Genomic DNA, 20,150 nt, shown 5'->3' on the forward strand with positions numbered 1-20,150 from the left:
GGTCGGTCATGCCTGAGCTCGAAGAACTCATGGCACGGCTGGTCCGGGAGGCGAGCTGCTCGGTCGCGCCGGCGGCCGGGCAGCCCCGGATCGCTCCGCCGTACCGGATACCCGCCGATCTGGCCGCCTTCTACCAGCAGTGCGGTGGAGCGGTCCTGTACGCCGGCGCCACCTACTGCTGGGAGATCTCCCCGCCGGACCGGCTGGTGTCGGCCAACGAGGAGATCCTGGGCGAGCGGTTCCCGGACGACATCACCTCGTCCTGGTTCGTGGTGGCCCGGGAACGCGACGCCGCCGGCTCGCGGATCAGCATCGACCTGGGGCCGGCTCGCCTCGGCTGGTGCTACGACAGCTTCGACGAGGTGCACGGCGTCGCGGGCAGTTCCGCGGTGCTGGCGCACAGCTTCGGCGACCTGCTGGAGCACCTGGTCGAGGCCCGTGGTGAGGAGCTCTTCTGGGAGGAGCCCGGATTCACCGGCCTCGGCGACGCCTACGACGAGGACTGATCGAGGGGGCGATCCGGTGGCCGTTTTTGTTACTCCGGATGGCCCCCTGACCGGTTGATAATGCTCACTGCGCGATTCTCCCGCTTCGCGTTGATCTCGCCCGGTCGTTCTTCCTAACCTTGGACCCGATCAAGGGGGAGGATCGATGTCCATCGAGGTCCGCCTGCTCGGGCCGGTGGAGTTGCGGGGAGAGTCCGGGCCGGCGCGTCCCGGGCCGGCGAAACAGCGGGCGGTTCTCGCCGTGCTCGCCCTGGACGCCAACCGGCCGGTGCCGTTGAACCGCTTCACCGAACTGCTCTGGGCCGGGCGGCCACCCGCCTCCGCTGTCGCGAACATCCGCAATCACATCGCCGCGCTGCGGCGTACCGTCGGCGGCCGGATCGTCTCGCAGCACGGCGCGTACCAGCTGAACCTGGCACCGCACGAGCTGGATGTCACCGAGTTCCACCGGCTCGCCGAGCGCGGGCGCGCCGCGCTCGCGGCCGGCGATCCCGCCCGCGCCGAGCCGGACCTGGCCGCCGCCCTGCGCCGCTGGCGCGGCCCGGCCGGCCAGGGGCTGCCGCGGGGCGCCGCGCTGGACGTGCTGCTCGCCGGCCTGGAGACGGCCCGCCTGCGGGTCGTGGAGGACCTCGCCGAGGCCCGCCTGCGGCTGGGGTACACCGGCGAGCTGGTGCCCGGGCTGCGCGACCACCTCACCGCCCATCCGTTGCGGGAACGGGCCTGGAGTCAGCTCATGCTGGCCCTGTACCGCGCCGGTGACCTGGGCGCCGCGCTCACCGCGTACCGGCAGGCCCAGGCGATCCTGCACGCCCAGCTCGGCGTCGACCCGGGCGGCGAACTGGCCGGCCTGCACGTGGCGATGCTGGAGCGCGCGGCCTGGCTGGAGGCGCCGGCCCGCCGGCCGGCCCCCGGACCCCGGCCCGCCGGCGTGGAGGTGCCCCGGGAGTTGCCCCCGGACCCGGTCTTCCTGACCGGGCACACCGCCGAGCTCGCCGCGGTGCTGGCCGCCGCCCGGCCGGGGCCGGAGGAGCTGGCACCGGCCGCGGTGGTCGTGCACGGCCCGTCCGGCGCCGGCAAGACGGCCCTGGTCACCCGGGCCGGGCACCGGCTGGCCGACGCCTTCCCGGACGGGCAGGTCTTCGCCGTGGCCGGCCCGGAGATCGCGGCGGCCGACCTGCTGGCCCGGGTGCTGCGGGCGCTCGGCGTGCCGGCCACCGAGGTGCCGGCGCCGCCGGACGAGCGGCTCGGGCGGTACCGGTCGCTGCTCGCCACCCGCCGGGTGCTGATCGTGGTGGACGGCGCGGCCGACGCCGGGCAGATCCGGCCGCTGATCCCCGCCGCGCCCGGCTCCGCGCTGCTGGTCACCAGCCGCCGTCCGCTGCCCATGCCGGAGAACCCGCCGCACGTGGCGTTGCCGGCGCCGGCGCCGCTCACCGGCCGGGTCGGCCCGAGGTGCCGGTGAGCACGCCGCTGCTGCGCCTGATCCCGACCGACCCGCACTGGGAGCCGGAGCCGGCCGCGATCGAGCGGGCCCGGGCCCTGCTCGGGCGGCTCCTGCCGGACCGGGAGATCGGGCATCAGGCGTACCGGTCGGTGTTCTTCATCGACCAGGGGGAGAACTTCGAGGAGGTACGCTGCCCGCGCTGCCGGACCGTGCTGGACGTCGGCTGGTGGGGCGAACGGGTGAATCGCGCGGCCGAGCACGGATTCGCCGACCTCGCCGTGCGATGCCCGTCCTGTGATCTGGACACCACGCTCAACGATCTCGACTATCGGCTGCCGGCCGGCTTCGCGCGCTTCGAGCTGACCGTGGCCGACCCGCCGCCGGACGGCCTCCCGGCCGCCGGGCTGTCCGCGATCGGCCAGGCGCTGGGCCACGAGATCCGTGCCGTGCTGACCCGGTACTGACCGCCGCGCCCGGCCGGGTCGCCAGAAAATCCGACGTACGGCGCACGTGCTAAGTTGGTGGGGTCAAGTTCGGCATTCGTGGACATTTCGGCGCCTGATGGGTTATCTGAAAACCCGTCCAGGCGCTTTTCGTTACGCTGACGAGAGTTCCGGATCCATCAGCCCGGGACGGCGGCCGACGTCGTCGCCCACCTCTTCGCGACCTCGAGGAGAACCGGAAGGCGGAGTTCGACGTCACCCAGGGCTGGACGGCCCCGCGGGCGGAGCCTGTCCGCCCGCTCTGATCCGAGCGGTACGACATGGCGGCCCGAGTGGTACGGCGGGCTGCCGCTCGGCGTTGCCGGGCCGGTCACGCTGTCGCGCGATCGCCATGACAACGGCAGGATGTGAAATGCGAAATGGTAGAGCCGTCCCCCGGCTCGCTATCGCTCCTGAAGGGCTGACAGCCGCAACCATGGGTGCCCGCGCGACATCCTGAAGGAGATGAGTATGACAACAACCTATTCCGGCCCCGCGAAGCTGACGCTGATCGACGGCGCATGCATCTCGGGCATGGCCTCGCTCAGCACCAACCAGCGCGGCGGGATCAACGGCTGGGGCGGCACGTTCCGCCCCGACGAGATCACCACGGATCTCCGCAACGCAGGCGAAGGGCTGCAGCTGGAACTGCCCTACGACCGGGTGGGTACGGTCGCCGTCACCGGCATACGCAAGCTCCTCGCCACCCAGATCCTGATGTCGCTGACCGGTCACGGACCCGTGCCGTTCTGATGGCGTGACGCTGGACCGCCACTGCTTCGCCGCCGCTCGACGCCCGTACCGCGTCGACCCGGCGGCGAGGCGTGGAACTCCGGCTCGTTGTCCGGCGGGCCCTTCCACCAGCCATTGCGCACCGGCGGTGGTGGTGCTGCCGGCGGGGTCCGGATCGGCGGAATAGGCGCCGCCAATAGTCCTCCGCGCTATTCGCCAGCCCTTTTGGTGCAGGTCGGATCGCGGTTCCGCAGTTCGGTGGCGCGGGCGCAACTCGGCGCGGCGGCTGGAGCGGATGTCGCCCCGGCAGGTGGCGCTGATCACTGGGGTGGCCCTGTTCGGATCGCGTTCGTGGCGTCGGCGGGCAGTGCGCGTACCGAAAGGTCCGGCGCTCCTCCGGGGACGGCCCGGCCAACCCCTGGCCGGATCTCGCCGACTTCCCTGGCGCGGATCCGGAGGCCCTGGTGTGCGCCGGTCACCCCCAAGATCACCCGAGGGGTGACAGCAAACGGCCCCGGCCGGGGAAATCCTCTGACCAGGGCCGTTGCGGCTGAGCGGGCGACGAGAATCGAACTCGCGTAATCAGTTTGGAAGATCGCTGCGACCTGTCATGATCCGCCCGGATTGCCTGGTCAGGTCATGATCGCGAGTGCCCGATCATGACCGCTTGAGCCCGCCAATGGCACGCCTTAATGGCACGCTCCTGGCACGACCGCGCCCGGCTCGCCGGCCCGTCGGCGCCCCGCCCGCGGTGACCACCGCTCCCGGTGGCATGCCGCGAAGCGGCGCGGCAGCGATCGCCCCGACCCGGGTCCACGGTGACCACCCGTAGCGATCGTCGCGGTCGCTACCCGGCTGGGTGGCCCGTCTGATGAGTTCCAGGCCAATCTCGGCCGTGGTCACACGGCGCTTCGGGAGACCTGGGGGAAGGACACCTTCCCTAGGTAGCGGGCCAGCCTGGGCGTGCGCCTGCCCGATCTGCACCGCGCTGGTCAATGCCAAACCCGAGCATTAGCGTCATGAGCCTCCCGTGATCGAGTGAGGGCCGAACGAGGGATTCGGGACGTAGCGTCCTAAGCATGACGAAGGACGATCAACGGACTCCGGACCAGTTCGACCTGATCATCGCTTCCAAGAGCATCGACGGTCCCGAGTTCGGCCAACAGACCGAACTGATCAAGTCCAGTGGGGCCGGATTCGACACCTACTCGAAGACGTGGCGCCTGTGGCTGGAGCATGCCCTGATCGGTGACGAGCCCGGACTTGAGATCCTCTTCCGGGCCGCACGCGACTATGGCACCACCGTCTGGCTGAGGCGACGACAGCCGAGCCAGGGCTTCGTTCCTCCGCCGGAGTAAGCGCTGGCCGCCGGCCGATGCCGGCCGATGCCGGCCGAAGCCCGCCAGCCTGCTGGCGGGCCAGCCGCGCCGCGCTCGCGCGGCGCCTTGATCCAGAAGAGATCGATTCGGCAGCGCACCGGGGCTAGACAACTGGGACTAGGCGACTGGACTAGAGAAGGCTTCTGCCGTGCTGCACGTGACGAGAGGCCAAGGTGCCAGGTGAAAGGCGTACGCCAAGTCGTGCCCCCTTTGCGAGGGCGGCCCTGCTGCCTCATCTGGATTCTTGAGTGAGCCGTCTTAGCGTGATCAACTTACTTCAGTAGAGTGGCTCATGAGGCTAACTGGTTATAGTGAAAGATTAGGGGCCAAATGGGGGCAATTGATCGCAGCGCGTTTGACCGTGCCGTTGTCAACGTGGCGACAAGGGGAGATACTGACGTCTTTCCTTTTCCTGTAGAGAATCATGTTCTGCATGATAAGACGAGTGAGATCGTCGACCTGCTTGTTCGCATCTCTAATAACTTTCGCAGCGCGCTTGCGGATTCGGCGGTTACTAGTCATTCATCTTTAGCGCCAGTCGGATATGCCGGGTATCGTTGGACTACGCAAATTGATCCGGCCTGGAATGCTTACCTTCTGGGAGTCGTTACCTCCCTGGCTCCGGCCATAGAAGCGGCGCGGATTGACCCTGAAGAAAAGACGGTATTCTCTTATAGATACGACAGTGATCCGGCAAATGGACTTTTTGAGGCTGATGGATGGCGTAAATTTCAGGAACGTTGTTTGGAATTAGCCGGCCGTCATCAGTATGTCGTCAGTGTTGACATCGCCGACTTCTACTCGCGCATATATCACCACCGGCTTGAGAATGCTCTTTTAGAGGTTGACGACTCAAGCCACGAGCGCACTAAACAAATCATCTCTCTCCTTACTAAGCTGAGTGGTGGTACCTCGTATGGGCTACCCGTTGGCGGGAATGCTGCCCGGCTCTTATCTGAATTGGTTCTCAATCGCGTGGATCGACTGCTCTTGGCCGAAAGTGAGGCGGGAGAATTTTGTCGATACGCAGATGATTATCGGTTTTTTGTGAACGACATCCAGTCCGCTCATCGATGCATCGGCATGCTTTCCGAGAAGTTGATGCGCAATGAAGGGTTTTCGCTCCAAAAGGCAAAAACGAGGATCTTCACATCTACGGAGTATGATCTTGTCACTGAAGCTCAGCAACAGGGGAGTCCGGGAAGTGCGAGTAGGTTTTTGGGCCTTCGTCTGCACTTCGATCCGTATGCAACAACGGCCGTAGAAGACTATGAGCGCATGATGCTACAGGTCTCCGAGTTTGACATCCTCGGCATGCTGCGCGACGAAATCACAAAAGGTCGCATCCATGTAAGTCTTACTAAAAGACTTGTCAGCGCATTGCGGTATATGGATGAGGAGAGTCGGTCGCAGGCCGTCGTCTCCCTTCTGGAAAATGTGGAAACTCTTGCCCCTATCATCCCTCAAGTCATGCTTTCGGTTCGTCAGTGTCTCGATGAGATGACCGACGAAGATGCGGCTAGTGACATCTTGCGCACTGTGCGGGGTCTGATCGAAGACCAGCACTATGTTGCAAAGAATGATCTAAATCTCGCATATATAGTTAGAGTCCTCGGCGCACGAAAGACCCGAGAAAACGAACGTATGCTGATCCGGCTATACGGCACGGCTCATGGCTACGGGGTAGAGTCGGCTCCCAATATCCAACGTGACATCCTTCTGATCATGGCAAAATGGAATGCCCGTTACTGGCTGAGTGAACGCAAGCATTCATTTGGTACGGATCATCTATGGGTCAAGCGTGCGTTTCGGGTCGCAAGTTACGCACTCAGTGATGAGGGGCGACACTGGCGTCAGAAGAACAAGCCCGCCTCGGATTCGTTTGACGAAGTTGTTGATAAATGGGCGTCTGAGCGATTTGGGCAGACGGGTTGGTCGGTGCCGATATGATCTCTGTCCGCAGATTTTCGCTTCAAGGCTCTGCATGGCGACAGTTGACACCTATGATGGAGCAGGTAGTTCGATGGATTAACGATCAAGAGGTTCCTTTCGGCCGTGCTGTTCCCCTTTCGACTATGGGAACGAGGAGCGCGTTGATTGCGGAGACAGCTTTTCGGCGTGCGGCAGTGGGAGCATCACTGTTTCCCGCCGACGACGATGCGGAAAGAGCGTCTGCGGCGATGATCTCACTACTTCCCAGAGGTCAGTTCGGGGATGCAGTCCTCTCCCCGGGAGAGCAACTTGAGGTGGGGCTTATTCAGCGAAACTTAATGCGTTATGCTGAGGTGCTGGGTAACCCCGAGTATTTTCCAAAAATCCCAGGTTGTGGAGTGGTCAATAATTCCATCGGCGATATCTACTCTTTCGCGCACCTTGTTGAGGTGAAGACTGTATCCAGGCCCTTCAGGAGTACCGATCTCAGGCAACTTTTGACATACAGCGCGATGATGCGAGCATCGGGCATCGCGGTCGAGAAGCTGAGCCTTTATAATCCGCGACGCGCGTACCGTTTCACGGCGGACTTGGACGAAATTTCATTGAGCCTGTGCGGTAGGTCCTCAGTTGAGCTGATGGAGGACCTCATTGACACGATGATTGGATTTCAGGTATCGGCGTAAACTTCAATTGCTGGCATTTTCTGCAGTTGTACGGCGCTAAGGTCGAGTTCTGTCGTTTTGCCGACTACAGCTCGGATGGCTCGGCTCCGTGCTCGGCATATGCCGGTACGCCCCGCTTCTTTGCCGCGATCGCGGTGCGAACTCGTCGCGATAGGCGTGAAGGCATGTGGCGATCTAAATCTGCGGCGGCAACGAAGCGCCAATGAGTTATTTCGCCATCAGAGAATTCGATCTGGACGCGTTGGTCTTCGGTAAGGATTCCCGCATCGAATATAAAGAGCATCTTGTCGCCCTCATTCTGGGCAGGAGCCCAGTCGATGACGAGGTGGCTCCCGATGGTGGCCGAGAGACCGAGCTCTTCTCGAATCTCACGGATGCAGGCCGCCCGGGGTGACTCTCCTGGCTCGACGTAACCACCCGGGATGTCCCACCCGTTCTTGTAGGCAGGCTTCACGAGGAGGACCCGCTCTGCCTCATCGAAGAAGAGGGCGCCGGCGGCGACGCGTGGGGTGGCCATCGGTGGCGTCTCGGATGTCGTCACATCGAGCAGGGTAGAGCGAGCGGATCATTCGAGCACGTGGAGACGGCGTGCCAGACCGACAAGCTCCGACGATGGCTTGCCGCGCTGTTGCCTGATCCAGGTGAGGACGAGTTGGCGACCGAGGTAGTGGTGTCGAACCTGTTCGGGGGCCATCTGTTCGGCGTCGAGGAGAACAGATAGCGCTTCGTGCTGGCGGTTCCAGGCACCGTAAGCCCGAGACACCTCCAGGGCGTGACGGACTCGGCGTTCCATCGGTAGGCCGGCGGTGTTGACTCGCGGCCCGAGGTCGATCGCGACCTGCACGTTCCCGAGTTCGCCGGCAGCCGCGACCCGGTGGATCGCGACGTTCGTCGGCCCGAATGCTGTCCACAGGTGGTTGGCGTCCCCGCCCAGCCGGCCCGCGGCCTCGTCGGCGGCCGTGAGGAACGTCCGCGCCGTGCCGGCGTCGTTCGCCCTGGCGGCGGCGACCGAGCCGCCCAGCAGCAACGTCCCGTAGACGGACAGCAGCTTCGGCCCGGCTTCGGTGAGGTACTGGTCCAGGTAGTCGGCGGCGTCGGTCGTCAGTCGCACCGCGTCCTGGTAGCGGCCCGTCGACAGGAGTGCGTGGCTGACGGACCGAAACAATGACCCTGTGATCGTCGGATCGCCCACTGGCCGGACGACGGAGAGCCCGCGGTCGGCCGCGATCCACGCGAGATCCGTTTCCCCAAGCTTGGTGAGTTGCGTGGCCGCCAGCTGGTAAGTAAGGCCGAGCAATCCTCGGGCTTCTTCCTGCTCGCGTCCCACCAGCTCATCGGCGGCGACCTGCGCTTGCGTGAGCAGGCCGGGAAGCTGACCGGTGACGAACCCGAACCTGGACGCCTGGTAGGCGTTCCAGAGCTTCGCGGTCTCCTTGCGGAGGTCGTCAAGGTCGGGCGGAACGGAGCTCTCACCTCGGGCGCCGAGAGCGGTGATCGTCCGGTATTCCGTGAGCGCGGCCCGCAGAGCCGGCACCGTCTCCATCCCGCTGTCCGCGGTCCACTCAACCAGTGACGGCTCGGCCAGCAGATCACCGAGCGAGACGTCCAAGACGTCGGCGAGGGACTTGATCACCGAAAGACGGTCAAGCTCGATCCGGTTGTTCTCGATCTTCCCGAGCCAGTCCGCGGTACGGCCGATGAGGCCGGCGAGCACCTCCTGGGACAGGCCGCGCCTGCGGCGGTACCAGGCGACTCGCTCGCCAATCGTCAAGTTCATGGTCATGCCGCGCATCCGCTGACCCTCCCCGTGTGGAGATCGGCGACCCCGGAATGATTTTCCGGGTTCTGGGGCGGTTTTGGCCACAGCCTGTCTCCATAACCGTTCTCAGCCCTTCCGCTCCGGCCGCTGCCTGCCCGCTCGTGCGCTGGCGTGGGCTGGAAGTACACGACCCATCGGACCGCCCTGCGGATGGTGGCGCAGACGTGCCGGGCTTCCCGGGTCACGGCCCGGCGCTCCTGCATGGACTGCGGCGGGCGTGGCCATCTGGTTGTGACGGCCTCATGAGCTGGCACCGGGGCGGGTGCTGGCTCTGAAGCCCGCCCGCCTCGGTGTCCTCCGATCTGGTGTGGGGGAGGACCCGTGATTCCGCGTACTGGAGATGTCGTGATCGTGGGCGGCAAGGCGTCGGTGCAGTTCGCCGATACGCGCGGGCTGTTGTTCCGAGTGATCTCCGTCAGTGACAGGCCGACCTACGAGGGCTGGGTTTGGCTCCACGGCTACTCGCTGGACAGCGCGGGCACCGCGATCGAGCGCCGGGAGATCTTCGTCCGTTATGACGGCCTGCGGCACTACCGATCGCGGTCGACTCGTCGGAGCGTGGGGAGTGGCAAGTGAGCGTCTTCCTGTCCGCCGGCGTCCGTGAGCAACTGGAGTTCGCGCAAGCCCAGCTTGATCGGCACGTGGCGCCGAGCGCGGAAGGTCGCTGCGCAGTCTGTGGCGAGGAGGATCCGTGCTCGCTTCGACGGGTAGCCCTGCGGGTCTTCGGCCGGTACGGCTGCCTTCCACGGCGGTGGCCGGGTGCATCGCGACCGGAAGAGGTCGGGACGCCCAAGGCATGGTCCGGCTGGCTTCAAGCGTCGACGGCGGTCGAGGACCCGACAGACTGACCCATCTTGTTCAGTCGTCCTTACAAGCCTTATGGTCCTGTATTGACATGACATGATCTTCTGTTGAGCCCGATGGGTGGATCCCGATGGCGTACGAGATTCCGACGCCGAAATACCTGCGCGTCCTGAACGCGCTCCGCGGCCGCATCGAGGACGGGACCTATGCTCCCGGCGCCGGCCTGCCGTCCGAGAGCCAGCTGTGCTCCGAGTTCAACGTCTCCCGGCCGACGGTGCTGAAGGCGCTCGGGATCCTCAAGCAGGACGGCTGGATCGAATCCCAGCAAGGCAAGGGCAGTTTCGTACGGGGTCGGCCGCAGTCGGAGCGCAGTTCGCCGCAGTACGCGCGCGACGCGATCGACTTGGATGAGACCGCCGAGACGGAGATCCTGCACGTCGGGCCGGTTCTGGCCGTGCCGTGGGTCTCGGCCGCGCTCGGGATCCCGGAGGGAACGCCGGTCTACGAGCGTCGCCGGCGCACGATTTCGCCGTCCGGGCCGATCGACCTGATCTCCACGTTTGTGCCGGTGGACATCGCTGTCGGGACCGACGTGATCAAGTCGGACCCGATCTCGGGCAGCATCCTGGAGCACATCAAGGACCGTAAGAACCTGCGCGCCGACTACGCGACCGAGCGCCTGACTGCCCGGCGGATCGACGAGGCGGAGGCAGGCGCCCTGGACGTGCCGACCGACGAAGCTGTTCTGAGCGTCGTCATCACGGCCCACCGGTCCACCGGCGAAGCGCTGATGACCTCGTTGATCGTTATGCCGGGGAGCCGGCACGAGATCGAGGACTCCTACCCGCTGTCCTAATTGGTCATTGCGCCACCTGAAGATCAGACATAGATCGTTGCTTGTGCTTACATGCTGACCTAACTTGTTAGCATAAGCGGATGTCACATTGACGTTCGTGCGATCAGGAGGTCAGGTCCGGATGGTCCCGCTGACGTTGAAGGTCCCCGTCCCGTTCGACTACGTCTTCCCGGCCGGTGTGCTCTGCCTCGGAGTAGAGGCCGCGGTCGACTTCGACCGTCGCCACGAGCCGGACAACCAAGTGCGCGACAAGGAAACCGGCGAGCGGGTCTGGGTGGTCCGCGTGATGGACCTCGACCCGGCCGCCGGCAAGTTCGGCCGCACCACCGAAGTCAAGGTCAAGATCTGCGCGCCGCAGCAGCCGGTGCCGCCGGCCTCCGCGGTGCCCGGCTACCCGCCGTCGATCGAGTTCGACGGGCTGACCCTCACGCCATATGTCGACTCCCAGCGCTGCAAGGGCGCCGGTCCCTGCAAGGCGCGCATGGCGTACTCGCTGCGCGCCACTGCGATCCGCCCGGCCGCCGTCGGCGCTGCTGTCTGATGGCATTCCGCTGAGAGCGCGGGCGGGCCGTTTCCCCGCCAAGAGTCCCGGCCCGCCCGCGCGGCGACCCCTCAACCCCTCGACAAGCGAAGGAGGGCCTCGTGCCCACCGTAGATCAGGCTGCCCTGACCGACCTGCACACCTTCTCCGCGGACCTGTCCGCCCTGCTGCGTGACTGGCCCACCCTGTCCACCCCGCCCGCCGAGCGGGCCGACTGGTTCGATCGCAAGGCCGAACTGCTGGAGCGTGTGGCCGTCATCGCACCGGAAGCCGCCGAACTGGCAGCAGCCGCGCGGACTCGGGCGGCCGAGCTGCGCAGAGGCGGTGCGGCATGAGCCCTCAGCGCCTCGACCGCCCGCTGTCCCGGGTCGTGGTCCGCTCGATCGTGATCCTGCGGCAGATCACCGGCCGCTCTCACCTGTCCGTGACGCGAGCCGCCCTGTGTCCGCGGTGTGGTTTGTGGGTGAGCCCGCGGCGGTACGACATCGGGCACATGGCCTGCCGGACCTGTGTACGCACGCTGGCTCGTCCCACCCTCATCGGCCGAGGGCGATAGCCGTGCCCCTGATCAATGTGATCCCCCGGGGAGAAGATCCCCACTGCACCGCTCAACACCCGGCTTCCGGTCTGGCGTGTCCCCGGCTGGCTGCTGGTCTTCGTCTGGCTGGCGCGCGGGACGTACCGCTCGGTCGTCCTGACGGTTCGGTACTGGTGGCTCACCGCGCCGGCCGCTGTGTCGTGGTGGATCGGCCAGGCATACGGCTGGCCTGCGCTGGTCGGCGCGGTCAGCGGGCTCGGCGCCGCGATTGCCATCTGGTGGCGCTTCCATCCGGCTTCCTGGCTGCGCTTCGGCTGGTTCCCGCTCGTTGGCCGGTGCCGGCGGCTGTGGATCTACCGGCGTGGCCGGACGCGCACGATGACCGCATGTGGCCTGGCCGCGATGCACGGCGGCCAGCGGTGGGTGCCGCGACTGCTCGGCGTGCGGTCGGACCAGTGGGGCGACCGGGTGACGGTTCGCCTGCTGCCGGGCCAGCATCCGGACGACTGGGCGAAAGCGGCGCCACGGCTGGCGTACTCGTTCCACCTCCGCGAGGCGCGGGCCTTCACCTCGGACCGGCCGGACCGGGTGGTCCTGTACTTCGCTCGGCGCGACCCGCTGGCGGCCGTGGTCGGTCCGCTGCCGGTGCCGGCCGCGCCCGACCTGGCCGGCCTGGAAGTGGGGAGGCAGGAAGCCGGCTCGGCCTACCGGCTGCGGTTGGCCGGTTCGCACGTGCTGATCGCCGGTGCGACGAACTCGAGCAAGGGCTCGGTGATCTGGTCCCTGCTGCGCTCGCTGGCCACGGGCATCTCGTCCGGCTGGTCGAGGTGTGGGCGTTCGACCCGAAGGGCGGCATGGAGCTGGCGGCGGGCGCGCCGCTGTTCGCCCGGTTCGTGTACGACGACCCGGAGGCGATGGCCGGCGTACTGGAGGAGGCGGTCAAGCGGATGCGGCAGCGCGCCGCCCGCCTGCGCGGGGTCACGCGTCAGCACCACGCCGACCGTCGACGAGCCGCTGATCCTCGTCCTCGTCGACGAGCTGGCGGCGCTGACCGCCTACCTGACCGACCGGAAGATCCGCGATCGATCCGGGAGTCGCTGCGGCCGGTCGCCTCCGTCGCCCAGGTGCTCGCGCTCGCCGAGAAGATGCCGCCCCGATACGTGGCGCTGATCACTGTCGCTGCCTTCTCCGGCCTGCGCTGGGGCGAGCTGGCGGCGGTGCGACGTCGACGAGCAGGGCGTGACTGTCCGCGTACCTCGGAAATTGGCCGCGCTGAAAAGCGGCCTGGAGTTCGGGCCGCCGAGATCCGCGGCCGGGATCCGGGTCGTCGCCCTTCCGGCAATGGCCCGGCAAGCTCTGGCCAGGCACCTCGCTGACTTCACCGGCGCCGACCCGGAGGCGCTGGTGTTCACCGGGGACAAGGACATGCCGCTGCGAACCGGCAACTTCCGGCGGACGCGGGGATGCCGGCGGGCTTCCACTTCCACGATTTGCGGCACACCGGGAACCACCTCGCGGCGGCGAGCGGCGCCAGCACCCGGGAGCTGATGCACCGGATGGGCCACGCGAGCATGCGGGCCGCGTTGATCTACCAGCACGCGACGAGCGACCGCCACCGGGAGATCGCCGAGAGCATGGACAAGCGGATCGCGAAGGGCGCGAAGCCCAAGGCAAGGATCGGCGTCGCAAGGGCTAATGGCACGCCAATGGCACGCAAGATCACCCGTGGGGTGACAGCAAACGGCCCTGGCCGGAGGAAACCACCTCTGACCAGGGTCGTTGCACTGGAGCGGGCGACGAGAATCGAACTCGCGTAATCAGTTTGGAAGACTGAGGCTCTACCATTGAGCTACGCCCGCGAGGCCCGGATCAGCTCCGGACTCGTGGACAGCTTACTGAATCATCTACCGTCCGCGCGAACCGGATTCCCCAGCAGGTGACTCCAGCGCACACGCGGGTAAGCAGACCGCATACACTGGCCGACGCCACGGGGTGTGGCGCAGCTTGGTAGCGCACTCGCTTTGGGAGCGAGGGGCCGTGGGTTCAAATCCCGCCACCCCGACTGATCATCAACTATCCGCAGCACAAGGAGTACGCCTGTGAAGAGCACCGTCGAGACTCTGAGCCCGACCAGGGTGAAGCTCGCCATCGAGGTGCCGTTCGAGGAGCTCAAGCCGAGCCTGCAGAAGGCGTACCGGGAGATCGGCGCGCAGGTTCAGGTGCCGGGCTTCCGAAAGGGAAAGGTGCCGGCCGCGGTCATCGACCAGCGTGTCGGCCGCGGCGCGGTTCTCAACGAGGCCGTCCAGGAGGCGATCCCGCAGCAGATCCTCGCCGCGGTCCAGGAGCACGACGTCAAGACGCTGGGCCGGCCCGAGGTGGAGATCACCGAGTTCGCCGACAACGCGCCGCTGAAATTCACCGCTGAGGTGGACGTCCGCCCGGAGATCACCATCCCGGACCTGAAGGGCATCACCGTCGAGGTCCCGGCCGTCGCGATCGGCGACAACGAGATCGACGAGCAGATCAACGGCCTGCGCGAGCGCTTCGCCACGCTGAAGACCGTCGAGCGTCCCGCTGCGGAGGGTGACTACGTTCAGCTCGACCTGAACGCCACCGTCGACGGCGAGGAGGTGCCGGGCGGCTCGGCCACCAACATCTCCCACGAGGTCGGCAGCAAGCAGCTGCTCCCCGGCCTGGACGAGGTGCTGGTCGGCCTCTCCGCCGGTGACGAGACCACCTTCACCACCCAGCTCGTCGGCGGCGACTTCGCCGGCCGCGACGCCGAGGTCAAGGTCGTCGTCCGGACCGTCAAGGACAAGCAGCTCCCCGAGATCGACGACGAGTTCGCCCAGCTGGCGAGCGAGTTCGACACCCTCGAGGAGCTCAAGGGCGACCTGCGCGAGCGGCTCACCCGGGTCAAGAAGGTCGAGCAGATCTACGCGGCCCGCGACGAGGCGCTCAAGCAGCTCGTCGAGGCCGCCGACATCCCGGCTCCGGAGGGCGTCGTCAAGGACGAGGTCGAGGGTCGCAAGCAGGCGATGACCGACCAGCTCGAGCGGATCGGCGCCAGCCTGGCCGACTACCTCGCCTCCGAGGACAAGACCGAGGAGCAGATCGACCAGGAGCTGACCGAGGCGGCCCAGGAGGGCGTCCGGATCCAGCTGCTGCTCGACACCGTCGCCGACGCCGAGGACGTGCAGGTCTCCGACGACGAGTTCGGCCACGAGATCGTGCACCGGGCGCAGCGCGCGCAGATGCAGCCGCAGCAGTACTACGACCAGCTGGTCCGGTCCGGCGCCGCGGCCGCCGTCTTCGGCGACGTGCGCCGGGGCAAGGCTCTCGCGTCGGTCATGGAGCAGGTCACGATGAAGGACAGCGAGGGCAACGTGCTCTCCCTGGACGACCTGCGTGCCGCCAGCGAGGACGAGCACGCCGGGCACAACCACTGAGACAGGCGTCATCCGGCCACCGCGCACCGCTGACGGTGCGCGGTGGCCGCTGTCGTTTCCGGGGTACGCGAGAGGCCCCGTGCGCTGTCAGCGAACACCTGCCCGAGCGGGAAGCTGATGCGCAATCGACCAGTTAGGTTGGTCGTACGACGGACAACCTGCCGGCCGGACCCTCGGCCGACACAGCAAGCTGTGAAGGGCTGCCATGACCGATCTCCACACCCCTGCCGGGCCGGTGTCACGGCGCGGCGGCGACTCCCTGAGTGGCAACCTCGACGACTCGGTCTTCAACCGCCTGCTGCGTGAGCGGATCATCTTCCTCGGCAGCGAGGTGACCGACGCGGTCGCCAACCGGATCTGTGCGCAGCTCCTGCTGCTCTCCGCCGAGGACCCGGAGCGCGACATCCACCTGTGGATCAACTCACCGGGTGGCTCTGTCTACTCGGGGATGGCCATCTACGACACGATGCAGTTCATCGACAACGACGTGTCGACCGTCGGGATGGGGATGGCTGCCTCGATGGGGCAGTTCCTGCTCTGTGCCGGGACGCCGGGCAAGCGTTACGCGCTGCCGCACGCCCGGATCATGATGCACCAGCCGTCCGGCGGCATGGGCGGCACCGCCGCCGACATCGCCATCCAGGCGGAGCAGATGTTGTACACGAAGCGCATGTTCCAGGAGCGGATCGCGTTCCACACGGGCCAGACCCAGGAGCAGATCGCCGCCGACTTCGACCGGGACCGCTGGTTCACGGCCGCTGAGGCGAAAGACTATGGCTTCATCGACAAGGTGATCACCGGGGCCGTCCAGGTCCCGGACGGCGCCGGAACGCTGAACTGAGGAGCTGACCCATGACCGACCTTTCCCTGCCTCCCGGTTTCGCTCCGGTGCACAACCGCTACGTGCTGCCCTCGTTCTCCGAGCGCACCTCGTGGGGGATCAAGGAGTCGAACCCGTACAACAAGATGTTCGAGGACCGGATCATCTTCCTCGGCGTCCAGGTGGACGACGCGTCGGCGAACGACGTGATGGCCCAGCTGCTGACGCTGGAGAGCACCGACCCGGACCGCGACATCACCATGTACATCAACTCGCCCGGTGGGTCGTTCACCGCCATGACGGCGATCTACGACACCATGCAGTACGTCCGCCCGGACATCAGCACGGTCTGCCTCGGCCAGGCGGCCAGCGCGGCCGCGGTGCTGCTGGCGGCCGGCACGCCGGGCAAGCGGATGGCGCTCCCGCACTCGCGGATCATCATCCACCAGCCGGCCACCGAGGGTGGTTACGGTCAGGGCTCGGACATCGAGATCCAGGCTCGCGAGATCATGCGGATGCGGACCCAGCTCGAGGAGATGCTGGCCCGCCACTCCGGCCAGTCCGTCGAGAAGGTCCGCAAGGACATCGACCGCGACAAGATCATGACCGCCGACGAGACCAAGGAGTACGGCCTGGTCGACACGGTTCTGGTCAGCCGGAAGAAGAGCCTGCAGTCGGTCGGCTCCGGGAGCTGAGGCAGTCGATGTCAGGGACCGGACCGGTCGGACTAGACTGGCCGGTCCCTGACACGCCCGTTTTGGGGGGTCGGAGAACAGCCCCTTTGCGGGTAACGTCGAGCCAGCAGCCTCAGTTACGCGGGTCGGCAGACGATGAGATGGCAACGAGGCAATCCGTCCTCGGACATGGACCGGCCAGTGGTCAGTCGTTGAGCGCAAGGAGAACGTAGGTGGCACGGATCGGTGACGGTGGCGACCTACTCAAGTGCTCCTTCTGTGGGAAATCACAGAAGCAGGTCAAGAAGCTCATCGCGGGCCCAGGGGTCTACATCTGCGACGAGTGCATCGATCTCTGTAACGAGATCATCGAAGAGGAGCTGGCCGAGACCGGCGAGGTGAAGTGGGAAGAGCTTCCCAAGCCGATGGAGATCTGCCAGTTCCTGGACAACTACGTGGTCGGCCAGGAGCAGGCGAAGAAAGCACTCGCCGTCGCGGTCTACAACCACTACAAGCGGATCCAGGCCGAGTCGAACGGCGCTCCCGGCGGGGGCAGCGACGTCGAGGTGGCCAAATCCAACATCATGCTCATCGGCCCCACCGGCTGCGGCAAGACCCACCTGGCGCAGACCCTGGCCCGGATGCTGAACGTGCCGTTCGCCATCGCGGACGCCACGGCGCTGACCGAGGCGGGTTATGTCGGTGAGGACGTCGAGAACATCCTGCTCAAGCTGATCCAGGCCGCCGACTACGACGTCAAGCGCGCCGAGCAGGGCATCATCTACATCGACGAGGTCGACAAGATCGCCCGCAAGAGCGAGAACCCGTCGATCACCCGGGACGTCTCCGGTGAGGGCGTGCAGCAGGCCCTGCTGAAAATCCTCGAGGGCACGGTGGCCAACGTGCCGCCCCAGGGCGGCCGGAAGCACCCGCACCAGGAGTTCATCCAGATCGACACGACGAACGTGCTGTTCATCGTGGGTGGCGCGTTCGCCGGCCTGGAGCGGATCATCGAGCAGCGGGTCGGCCAGAGCGGTGTCGGCTTCGGCGCTCGCCTGCGCTCGATCTCGGAGCGCAACACCGACGACATCTTCAGCAAGGTGATGCCCGAGGACATGCTGAAGTTCGGCCTGATCCCCGAGTTCATCGGCCGTCTCCCGGTGATCACCACGGTGCGCAACCTCGACCGGGACGCGCTCATCAAGATCCTCACCGAGCCGCGCAACGCGTACGTGAAGCAGTACCAGCGCCTCTTCGAGCTCGACGGCGTCGAGCTGGAGTTCGACGAGGGCGCGCTGGAGGCGATCGCCGACCAGGCCATGCTGCGGGGCACCGGTGCTCGCGGCCTCCGGGCGATCATGGAAGAGGTCCTGCAGAACGTGATGTTCGAGGTCCCCAGCAACCCCGACGCGGCCCGTGTCGTGATCACCCGCGAGGTCGTCGTGGAGAACGTGATTCCCACTATCGTCCCGCGCGAGTTCGTCGGCCGCCGCCGGCACGCCCGCGAGGAGAAGTCGGCCTGAGCGGGTCCCGCGACCTGGCGGGCATCCTCGCCGACGTCGAACGCGGCAACCGGCACGTGCCGGACCCGTGGCTCGAGGTCGTTCCACCACCGTCGCCCGACCGGGCGGCGGTGGTGTCGTTTCCGGGCCATGTGGTGGTCGCTGCCGACGTCGAGTGGGCGTGGGCCGAGAAACGCGCCGGGGAGGATTTCGCCGCGCCGACCGGTCCGCGCTTCCTGACCGCGCTGGAGGACCGGCTCGGCCTGCACGCCGGGGCCTTCGACGTGTCACTGCTCGCGGGCCCGCTGCCCGGTGCCCCGCCGATCCGGCTCAGCGCGCTCGACGCGAGCGAACATCCCCGGGCCCTACGTGCCCACCGTTACCGCACCGACGTGCGCCTGTGGGCGTCCGAGCACGGGTTGCTCGTCGTCGGGCGGGGCCTCGGCGGGCGCTGGGAGGTCGCCTTCGAGGTGGATCCGGCGGCGCGGGGGAGAGGCCACGGCCGGCTGCTCGCCGAGGCGGCCCGGCACCTGATCCCGGAGGAGCGGCCGATCTGGGCGCAGTGCGCGCCGGGGAACGCGGCTAGCCTCCGAGTGCTGCTGGCCGCCGGATTCCAGCCGGTCGGTTCCGAGGTGCTGTTGATGCCGGGCACCGCGGGCTGGTGACGGGCTGGACGGTTGGACGGTCACCGGGGACGCGGCGTACGTCGTACCCTCGCATTTATGCGTGTCGCCGTTTGCCAGCTGAACTCGCGGGAGGACCGCGCCCACAATCTCTCCGTCGCGAGGTCGCTGCTCGAGCGTGCCGCCGCGGGCGGCGCCGAGCTGGCCGTCCTCCCGGAGTATGTGGACTTCCTCGGCCGGGCCGCCGACGCGCCGAAACCCGAGCCGGTCGACGGGGAGTTCGCCGCCTTCTTCGCTGAGGCCGCGCGCGAGCTGGGCATCTGGGTGCATGCCGGCTCGTTCCACGAGACCGGCCCCGACGAGGGCCGGACCTTCAACACCACGCTGGTCTTCCGGCCCGACGGTTCGCTGGCGGCGAGCTATCGCAAGATCCACCTGTACGACGTGGAGATCGCCGGCCGGGTCTCGTACCAGGAGTCGCGCACCGTGGCACCGGGCGACCAGACCGTGGTGACCGAGATCGGTGGCGTCCCGACCGGCCTGAGCATCTGCTACGACCTGCGGTTCCCCGAGCTGTACCGGCGCCTGGCGATCGCCGGGGCCAAGATCCTCGTGGTGCCGGCCGCGTTCATGCTGCACACCGGGCGGGACCACTGGGAGGTGCTGCTCCGCGCCCGGGCGATCGAGAACCAGTGCTACGTGCTAGCTGCCGGGCAGATCGGTGACCACGAGCCGGGGCGTACCTGCTTCGGCCGCAGCATGATCATCGACCCGTGGGGGACGGTGCTCGCCCAGGCGCCGGACACCGAGGGGATCGCGACAGCGGATCTGGATCTGGATCGGCTGGACACCATCCGGGAGCAGGTGCCGAGCCTGGCGAACCGGCGGCTCTGAGGTCAGGCTCGTCGTGTAGCCGGCGTCACAGGGTCTGGATCAGGTAGCTGACCACGGCCAGTCCGACCACGGCCGAGCCGACCAGGAGCAGCGCTCCGCCCATCCGGGACGGGCCGCGCAGCAGCAGCTTCCGCGCCGAGACAACCATGGTGACCAGCAGAAGCAGGCCGATGACCACCTGCCAGAGCGGAACCAGAAGGCCGAGGAACGCGTCGACCGCCAGCGTCTCGGATGCGTTCATGAAGTCACTCTGTCACGGTTTCCCCGCGGCGTGGGCGCCCGCGCCGGACGGAGCGTGCACGTTCGTCGATTTGCGGATCGGCGGGCCGGTCAAGTAATTTCTTCTCTGCCCGCAGGAAACCGGTACGGACAGCCACGAAAGTGACAATCCGGATCGCGCCCTCAAGGGCCGCTGAGGCCAGCTAGGCTGACCTTCAGTGCCGGGCGGTGCGGTGCGGATCTGGGAAAC

The 20,150-nt window shown here is 66.9% G+C and carries 22 protein-coding genes and 3 tRNA genes; 20 read left to right on the top strand and 5 right to left on the bottom strand.

The window, feature by feature from the left end; genetic code table 11:
- Positions 1-8 precede the first annotated feature (8 nt).
- From Actob_RS05845 to Actob_RS05860, 4 genes are all read left to right on the top strand, one after another.
- Complete coding sequence (locus Actob_RS05845) at positions 9-506, top strand: hypothetical protein (protein ID WP_284919027.1); 498 nt, start codon at positions 9-11, stop codon at positions 504-506.
- 145 nt (positions 507-651) lie between these two features.
- Entirely contained in the window at positions 652-1,968 is a 1,317-nt protein-coding gene (locus Actob_RS05850) for an AfsR/SARP family transcriptional regulator (protein WP_284919028.1), read from the top strand.
- Positions 1,965-2,414 carry an SIR2 family protein gene (locus Actob_RS05855; RefSeq protein WP_284919029.1) on the top strand — a complete coding sequence of 150 codons (450 nt, stop codon included), beginning with the start codon at positions 1,965-1,967 and terminating at the stop codon, positions 2,412-2,414. Before Actob_RS05850 ends, Actob_RS05855 begins: the two co-directional genes overlap by 4 nt.
- Positions 2,415-2,903: 489 nt before the next feature.
- A complete protein-coding gene (locus Actob_RS05860) occupies positions 2,904-3,185 on the top strand; it encodes a hypothetical protein (protein WP_284919030.1) in 282 nt (93 codons plus the stop codon).
- Positions 3,186-3,718: 533 nt separating this feature from the next.
- Here the strand turns inward: Actob_RS05860 and Actob_RS05865 are convergent.
- Positions 3,719-3,786: transfer RNA gene (locus Actob_RS05865), tRNA-Gly, on the bottom strand.
- Between the two features lie 457 nt (positions 3,787-4,243).
- Here Actob_RS05865 and Actob_RS05870 point away from each other — a divergent pair.
- The 3 genes from Actob_RS05870 (at position 4,244) to Actob_RS05880 (ending at position 7,161) form a co-directional block, all read left to right on the top strand.
- Positions 4,244-4,522 carry a hypothetical protein gene (locus tag Actob_RS05870; protein ID WP_284919031.1) on the top strand — a complete coding sequence of 93 codons (279 nt, stop codon included), beginning with the start codon at positions 4,244-4,246 and terminating at the stop codon, positions 4,520-4,522.
- A gap of 351 nt (positions 4,523-4,873) precedes the next feature.
- Positions 4,874-6,493, top strand: coding sequence for an RNA-directed DNA polymerase (locus tag Actob_RS05875; RefSeq protein WP_284919032.1), 1,620 nt, complete (start codon positions 4,874-4,876; stop codon positions 6,491-6,493).
- Between the two features lie 53 nt (positions 6,494-6,546).
- A complete protein-coding gene (locus Actob_RS05880; protein ID WP_284919033.1) occupies positions 6,547-7,161 on the top strand; it encodes a hypothetical protein in 615 nt (204 codons plus the stop codon).
- 64 nt (positions 7,162-7,225) lie between these two features.
- Here Actob_RS05880 and Actob_RS05885 read toward each other — a convergent pair whose 3' ends face one another.
- Together Actob_RS05885 and Actob_RS05890 are read right to left on the bottom strand one after the other, a co-directional pair.
- Positions 7,226-7,702 (bottom strand): NUDIX domain-containing protein, encoded by a 477-nt coding sequence (locus Actob_RS05885; RefSeq protein ID WP_284919034.1) that lies wholly within the window; start codon positions 7,700-7,702, stop codon positions 7,226-7,228.
- Between the two features lie 24 nt (positions 7,703-7,726).
- Positions 7,727-8,944, bottom strand: coding sequence for a helix-turn-helix domain-containing protein (locus tag Actob_RS05890; RefSeq protein ID WP_284919035.1), 1,218 nt, complete (start codon positions 8,942-8,944; stop codon positions 7,727-7,729).
- A 357-nt stretch (positions 8,945-9,301) separates the two neighbouring features.
- On the opposite strand from Actob_RS05890, the gene Actob_RS05895 reads away from it, so the two are divergent.
- The 6 genes from Actob_RS05895 (at position 9,302) to Actob_RS05920 (ending at position 13,536) form a co-directional block, all read left to right on the top strand.
- Entirely contained in the window at positions 9,302-9,556 is a 255-nt protein-coding gene (locus tag Actob_RS05895; protein WP_284919036.1) for a hypothetical protein, read from the top strand.
- A gap of 358 nt (positions 9,557-9,914) precedes the next feature.
- The gene (locus tag Actob_RS05900; protein WP_284919037.1) at positions 9,915-10,640 is read left to right on the top strand and encodes a GntR family transcriptional regulator; all 726 of its coding nucleotides are present in this window, start codon (positions 9,915-9,917) and stop codon (positions 10,638-10,640) included.
- A 121-nt stretch (positions 10,641-10,761) separates the two neighbouring features.
- Positions 10,762-11,181, top strand: a complete 420-nt coding sequence (locus Actob_RS05905) for a hypothetical protein (protein WP_284922246.1) — start codon at positions 10,762-10,764, stop codon at positions 11,179-11,181.
- 101 nt (positions 11,182-11,282) lie between these two features.
- On the top strand, positions 11,283-11,516 hold the full coding sequence (locus Actob_RS05910) for a hypothetical protein (protein WP_284919038.1): 234 nt from the start codon (positions 11,283-11,285) through the stop codon (positions 11,514-11,516).
- A gap of 398 nt (positions 11,517-11,914) precedes the next feature.
- The gene (locus Actob_RS05915) at positions 11,915-12,889 is read left to right on the top strand and encodes a hypothetical protein (protein WP_284919039.1); all 975 of its coding nucleotides are present in this window, start codon (positions 11,915-11,917) and stop codon (positions 12,887-12,889) included.
- Between the two features lie 293 nt (positions 12,890-13,182).
- A complete protein-coding gene (locus Actob_RS05920; RefSeq protein WP_284919040.1) occupies positions 13,183-13,536 on the top strand; it encodes a site-specific integrase in 354 nt (117 codons plus the stop codon).
- Here the strand turns inward: Actob_RS05920 and Actob_RS05925 are convergent.
- Positions 13,505-13,578 (bottom strand) — tRNA-Gly (locus Actob_RS05925). The two genes, Actob_RS05920 and Actob_RS05925, sit on opposite strands and share 32 nt — an antisense overlap.
- Before the next feature lie 129 nt (positions 13,579-13,707).
- Here Actob_RS05925 and Actob_RS05930 point away from each other — a divergent pair.
- The 7 genes from Actob_RS05930 to Actob_RS05960 all read left to right on the top strand — a co-directional run bounded on the left by Actob_RS05930 (position 13,708) and on the right by Actob_RS05960 (position 19,681).
- Positions 13,708-13,781 (top strand) — tRNA-Pro (locus Actob_RS05930).
- 37 nt (positions 13,782-13,818) lie between these two features.
- On the top strand, positions 13,819-15,168 hold the full coding sequence (tig, locus tag Actob_RS05935; RefSeq protein ID WP_284919041.1) for a trigger factor: 1,350 nt from the start codon (positions 13,819-13,821) through the stop codon (positions 15,166-15,168).
- A gap of 205 nt (positions 15,169-15,373) precedes the next feature.
- A complete protein-coding gene (locus Actob_RS05940) occupies positions 15,374-16,009 on the top strand; it encodes a ClpP family protease (protein ID WP_284919042.1) in 636 nt (211 codons plus the stop codon).
- A gap of 11 nt (positions 16,010-16,020) precedes the next feature.
- The gene (locus Actob_RS05945; protein ID WP_284919043.1) at positions 16,021-16,683 is read left to right on the top strand and encodes an ATP-dependent Clp protease proteolytic subunit; all 663 of its coding nucleotides are present in this window, start codon (positions 16,021-16,023) and stop codon (positions 16,681-16,683) included.
- A 212-nt stretch (positions 16,684-16,895) separates the two neighbouring features.
- On the top strand, positions 16,896-18,185 hold the full coding sequence (gene clpX, locus Actob_RS05950; RefSeq protein WP_284919044.1) for an ATP-dependent Clp protease ATP-binding subunit ClpX: 1,290 nt from the start codon (positions 16,896-16,898) through the stop codon (positions 18,183-18,185).
- A 113-nt stretch (positions 18,186-18,298) separates the two neighbouring features.
- Complete coding sequence (locus tag Actob_RS05955) at positions 18,299-18,829, top strand: GNAT family N-acetyltransferase (RefSeq protein ID WP_284919045.1); 531 nt, start codon at positions 18,299-18,301, stop codon at positions 18,827-18,829.
- Between the two features lie 57 nt (positions 18,830-18,886).
- Complete coding sequence (locus Actob_RS05960; protein WP_284919046.1) at positions 18,887-19,681, top strand: carbon-nitrogen hydrolase family protein; 795 nt, start codon at positions 18,887-18,889, stop codon at positions 19,679-19,681.
- Positions 19,682-19,706: 25 nt separating this feature from the next.
- Here Actob_RS05960 and Actob_RS05965 read toward each other — a convergent pair whose 3' ends face one another.
- Positions 19,707-19,922, bottom strand: a complete 216-nt coding sequence (locus tag Actob_RS05965) for a hypothetical protein (RefSeq protein ID WP_284919047.1) — start codon at positions 19,920-19,922, stop codon at positions 19,707-19,709.
- Positions 19,923-20,150: the final 228 nt, after the last annotated feature.

This window comes from Actinoplanes oblitus, assembly GCF_030252345.1.
Lineage (GTDB): Bacteria > Actinomycetota > Actinomycetes > Mycobacteriales > Micromonosporaceae > Actinoplanes > Actinoplanes oblitus.

Coding starts and splice junctions, on each gene's coding strand:
- Actob_RS05850 (WP_284919028.1), top strand. CDS start 652: ATGTCCATCGAGGTCCGCCTGCTCGGGCCGGTGGAGTTGCGGGGAGAG.
- Actob_RS05870 (WP_284919031.1), top strand. CDS start 4,244: ATGACGAAGGACGATCAACGGACTCCGGACCAGTTCGACCTGATCATC.
- Actob_RS05860 (WP_284919030.1), top strand. CDS start 2,904: ATGACAACAACCTATTCCGGCCCCGCGAAGCTGACGCTGATCGACGGC.
- Actob_RS05940 (WP_284919042.1), top strand. CDS start 15,374: ATGACCGATCTCCACACCCCTGCCGGGCCGGTGTCACGGCGCGGCGGC.
- Actob_RS05880 (WP_284919033.1), top strand. CDS start 6,547: ATGATGGAGCAGGTAGTTCGATGGATTAACGATCAAGAGGTTCCTTTC.
- Actob_RS05965 (WP_284919047.1), bottom strand. CDS start 19,922: ATGAACGCATCCGAGACGCTGGCGGTCGACGCGTTCCTCGGCCTTCTG.
- Actob_RS05875 (WP_284919032.1), top strand. CDS start 4,874: ATGGGGGCAATTGATCGCAGCGCGTTTGACCGTGCCGTTGTCAACGTG.
- Actob_RS05945 (WP_284919043.1), top strand. CDS start 16,021: ATGACCGACCTTTCCCTGCCTCCCGGTTTCGCTCCGGTGCACAACCGC.
- Actob_RS05905 (WP_284922246.1), top strand. CDS start 10,762: ATGGTCCCGCTGACGTTGAAGGTCCCCGTCCCGTTCGACTACGTCTTC.
- Actob_RS05845 (WP_284919027.1), top strand. CDS start 9: ATGCCTGAGCTCGAAGAACTCATGGCACGGCTGGTCCGGGAGGCGAGC.
- Actob_RS05960 (WP_284919046.1), top strand. CDS start 18,887: ATGCGTGTCGCCGTTTGCCAGCTGAACTCGCGGGAGGACCGCGCCCAC.
- Actob_RS05900 (WP_284919037.1), top strand. CDS start 9,915: ATGGCGTACGAGATTCCGACGCCGAAATACCTGCGCGTCCTGAACGCG.
- Actob_RS05890 (WP_284919035.1), bottom strand. CDS start 8,944: ATGACCATGAACTTGACGATTGGCGAGCGAGTCGCCTGGTACCGCCGC.
- Actob_RS05920 (WP_284919040.1), top strand. CDS start 13,183: ATGCCGGCGGGCTTCCACTTCCACGATTTGCGGCACACCGGGAACCAC.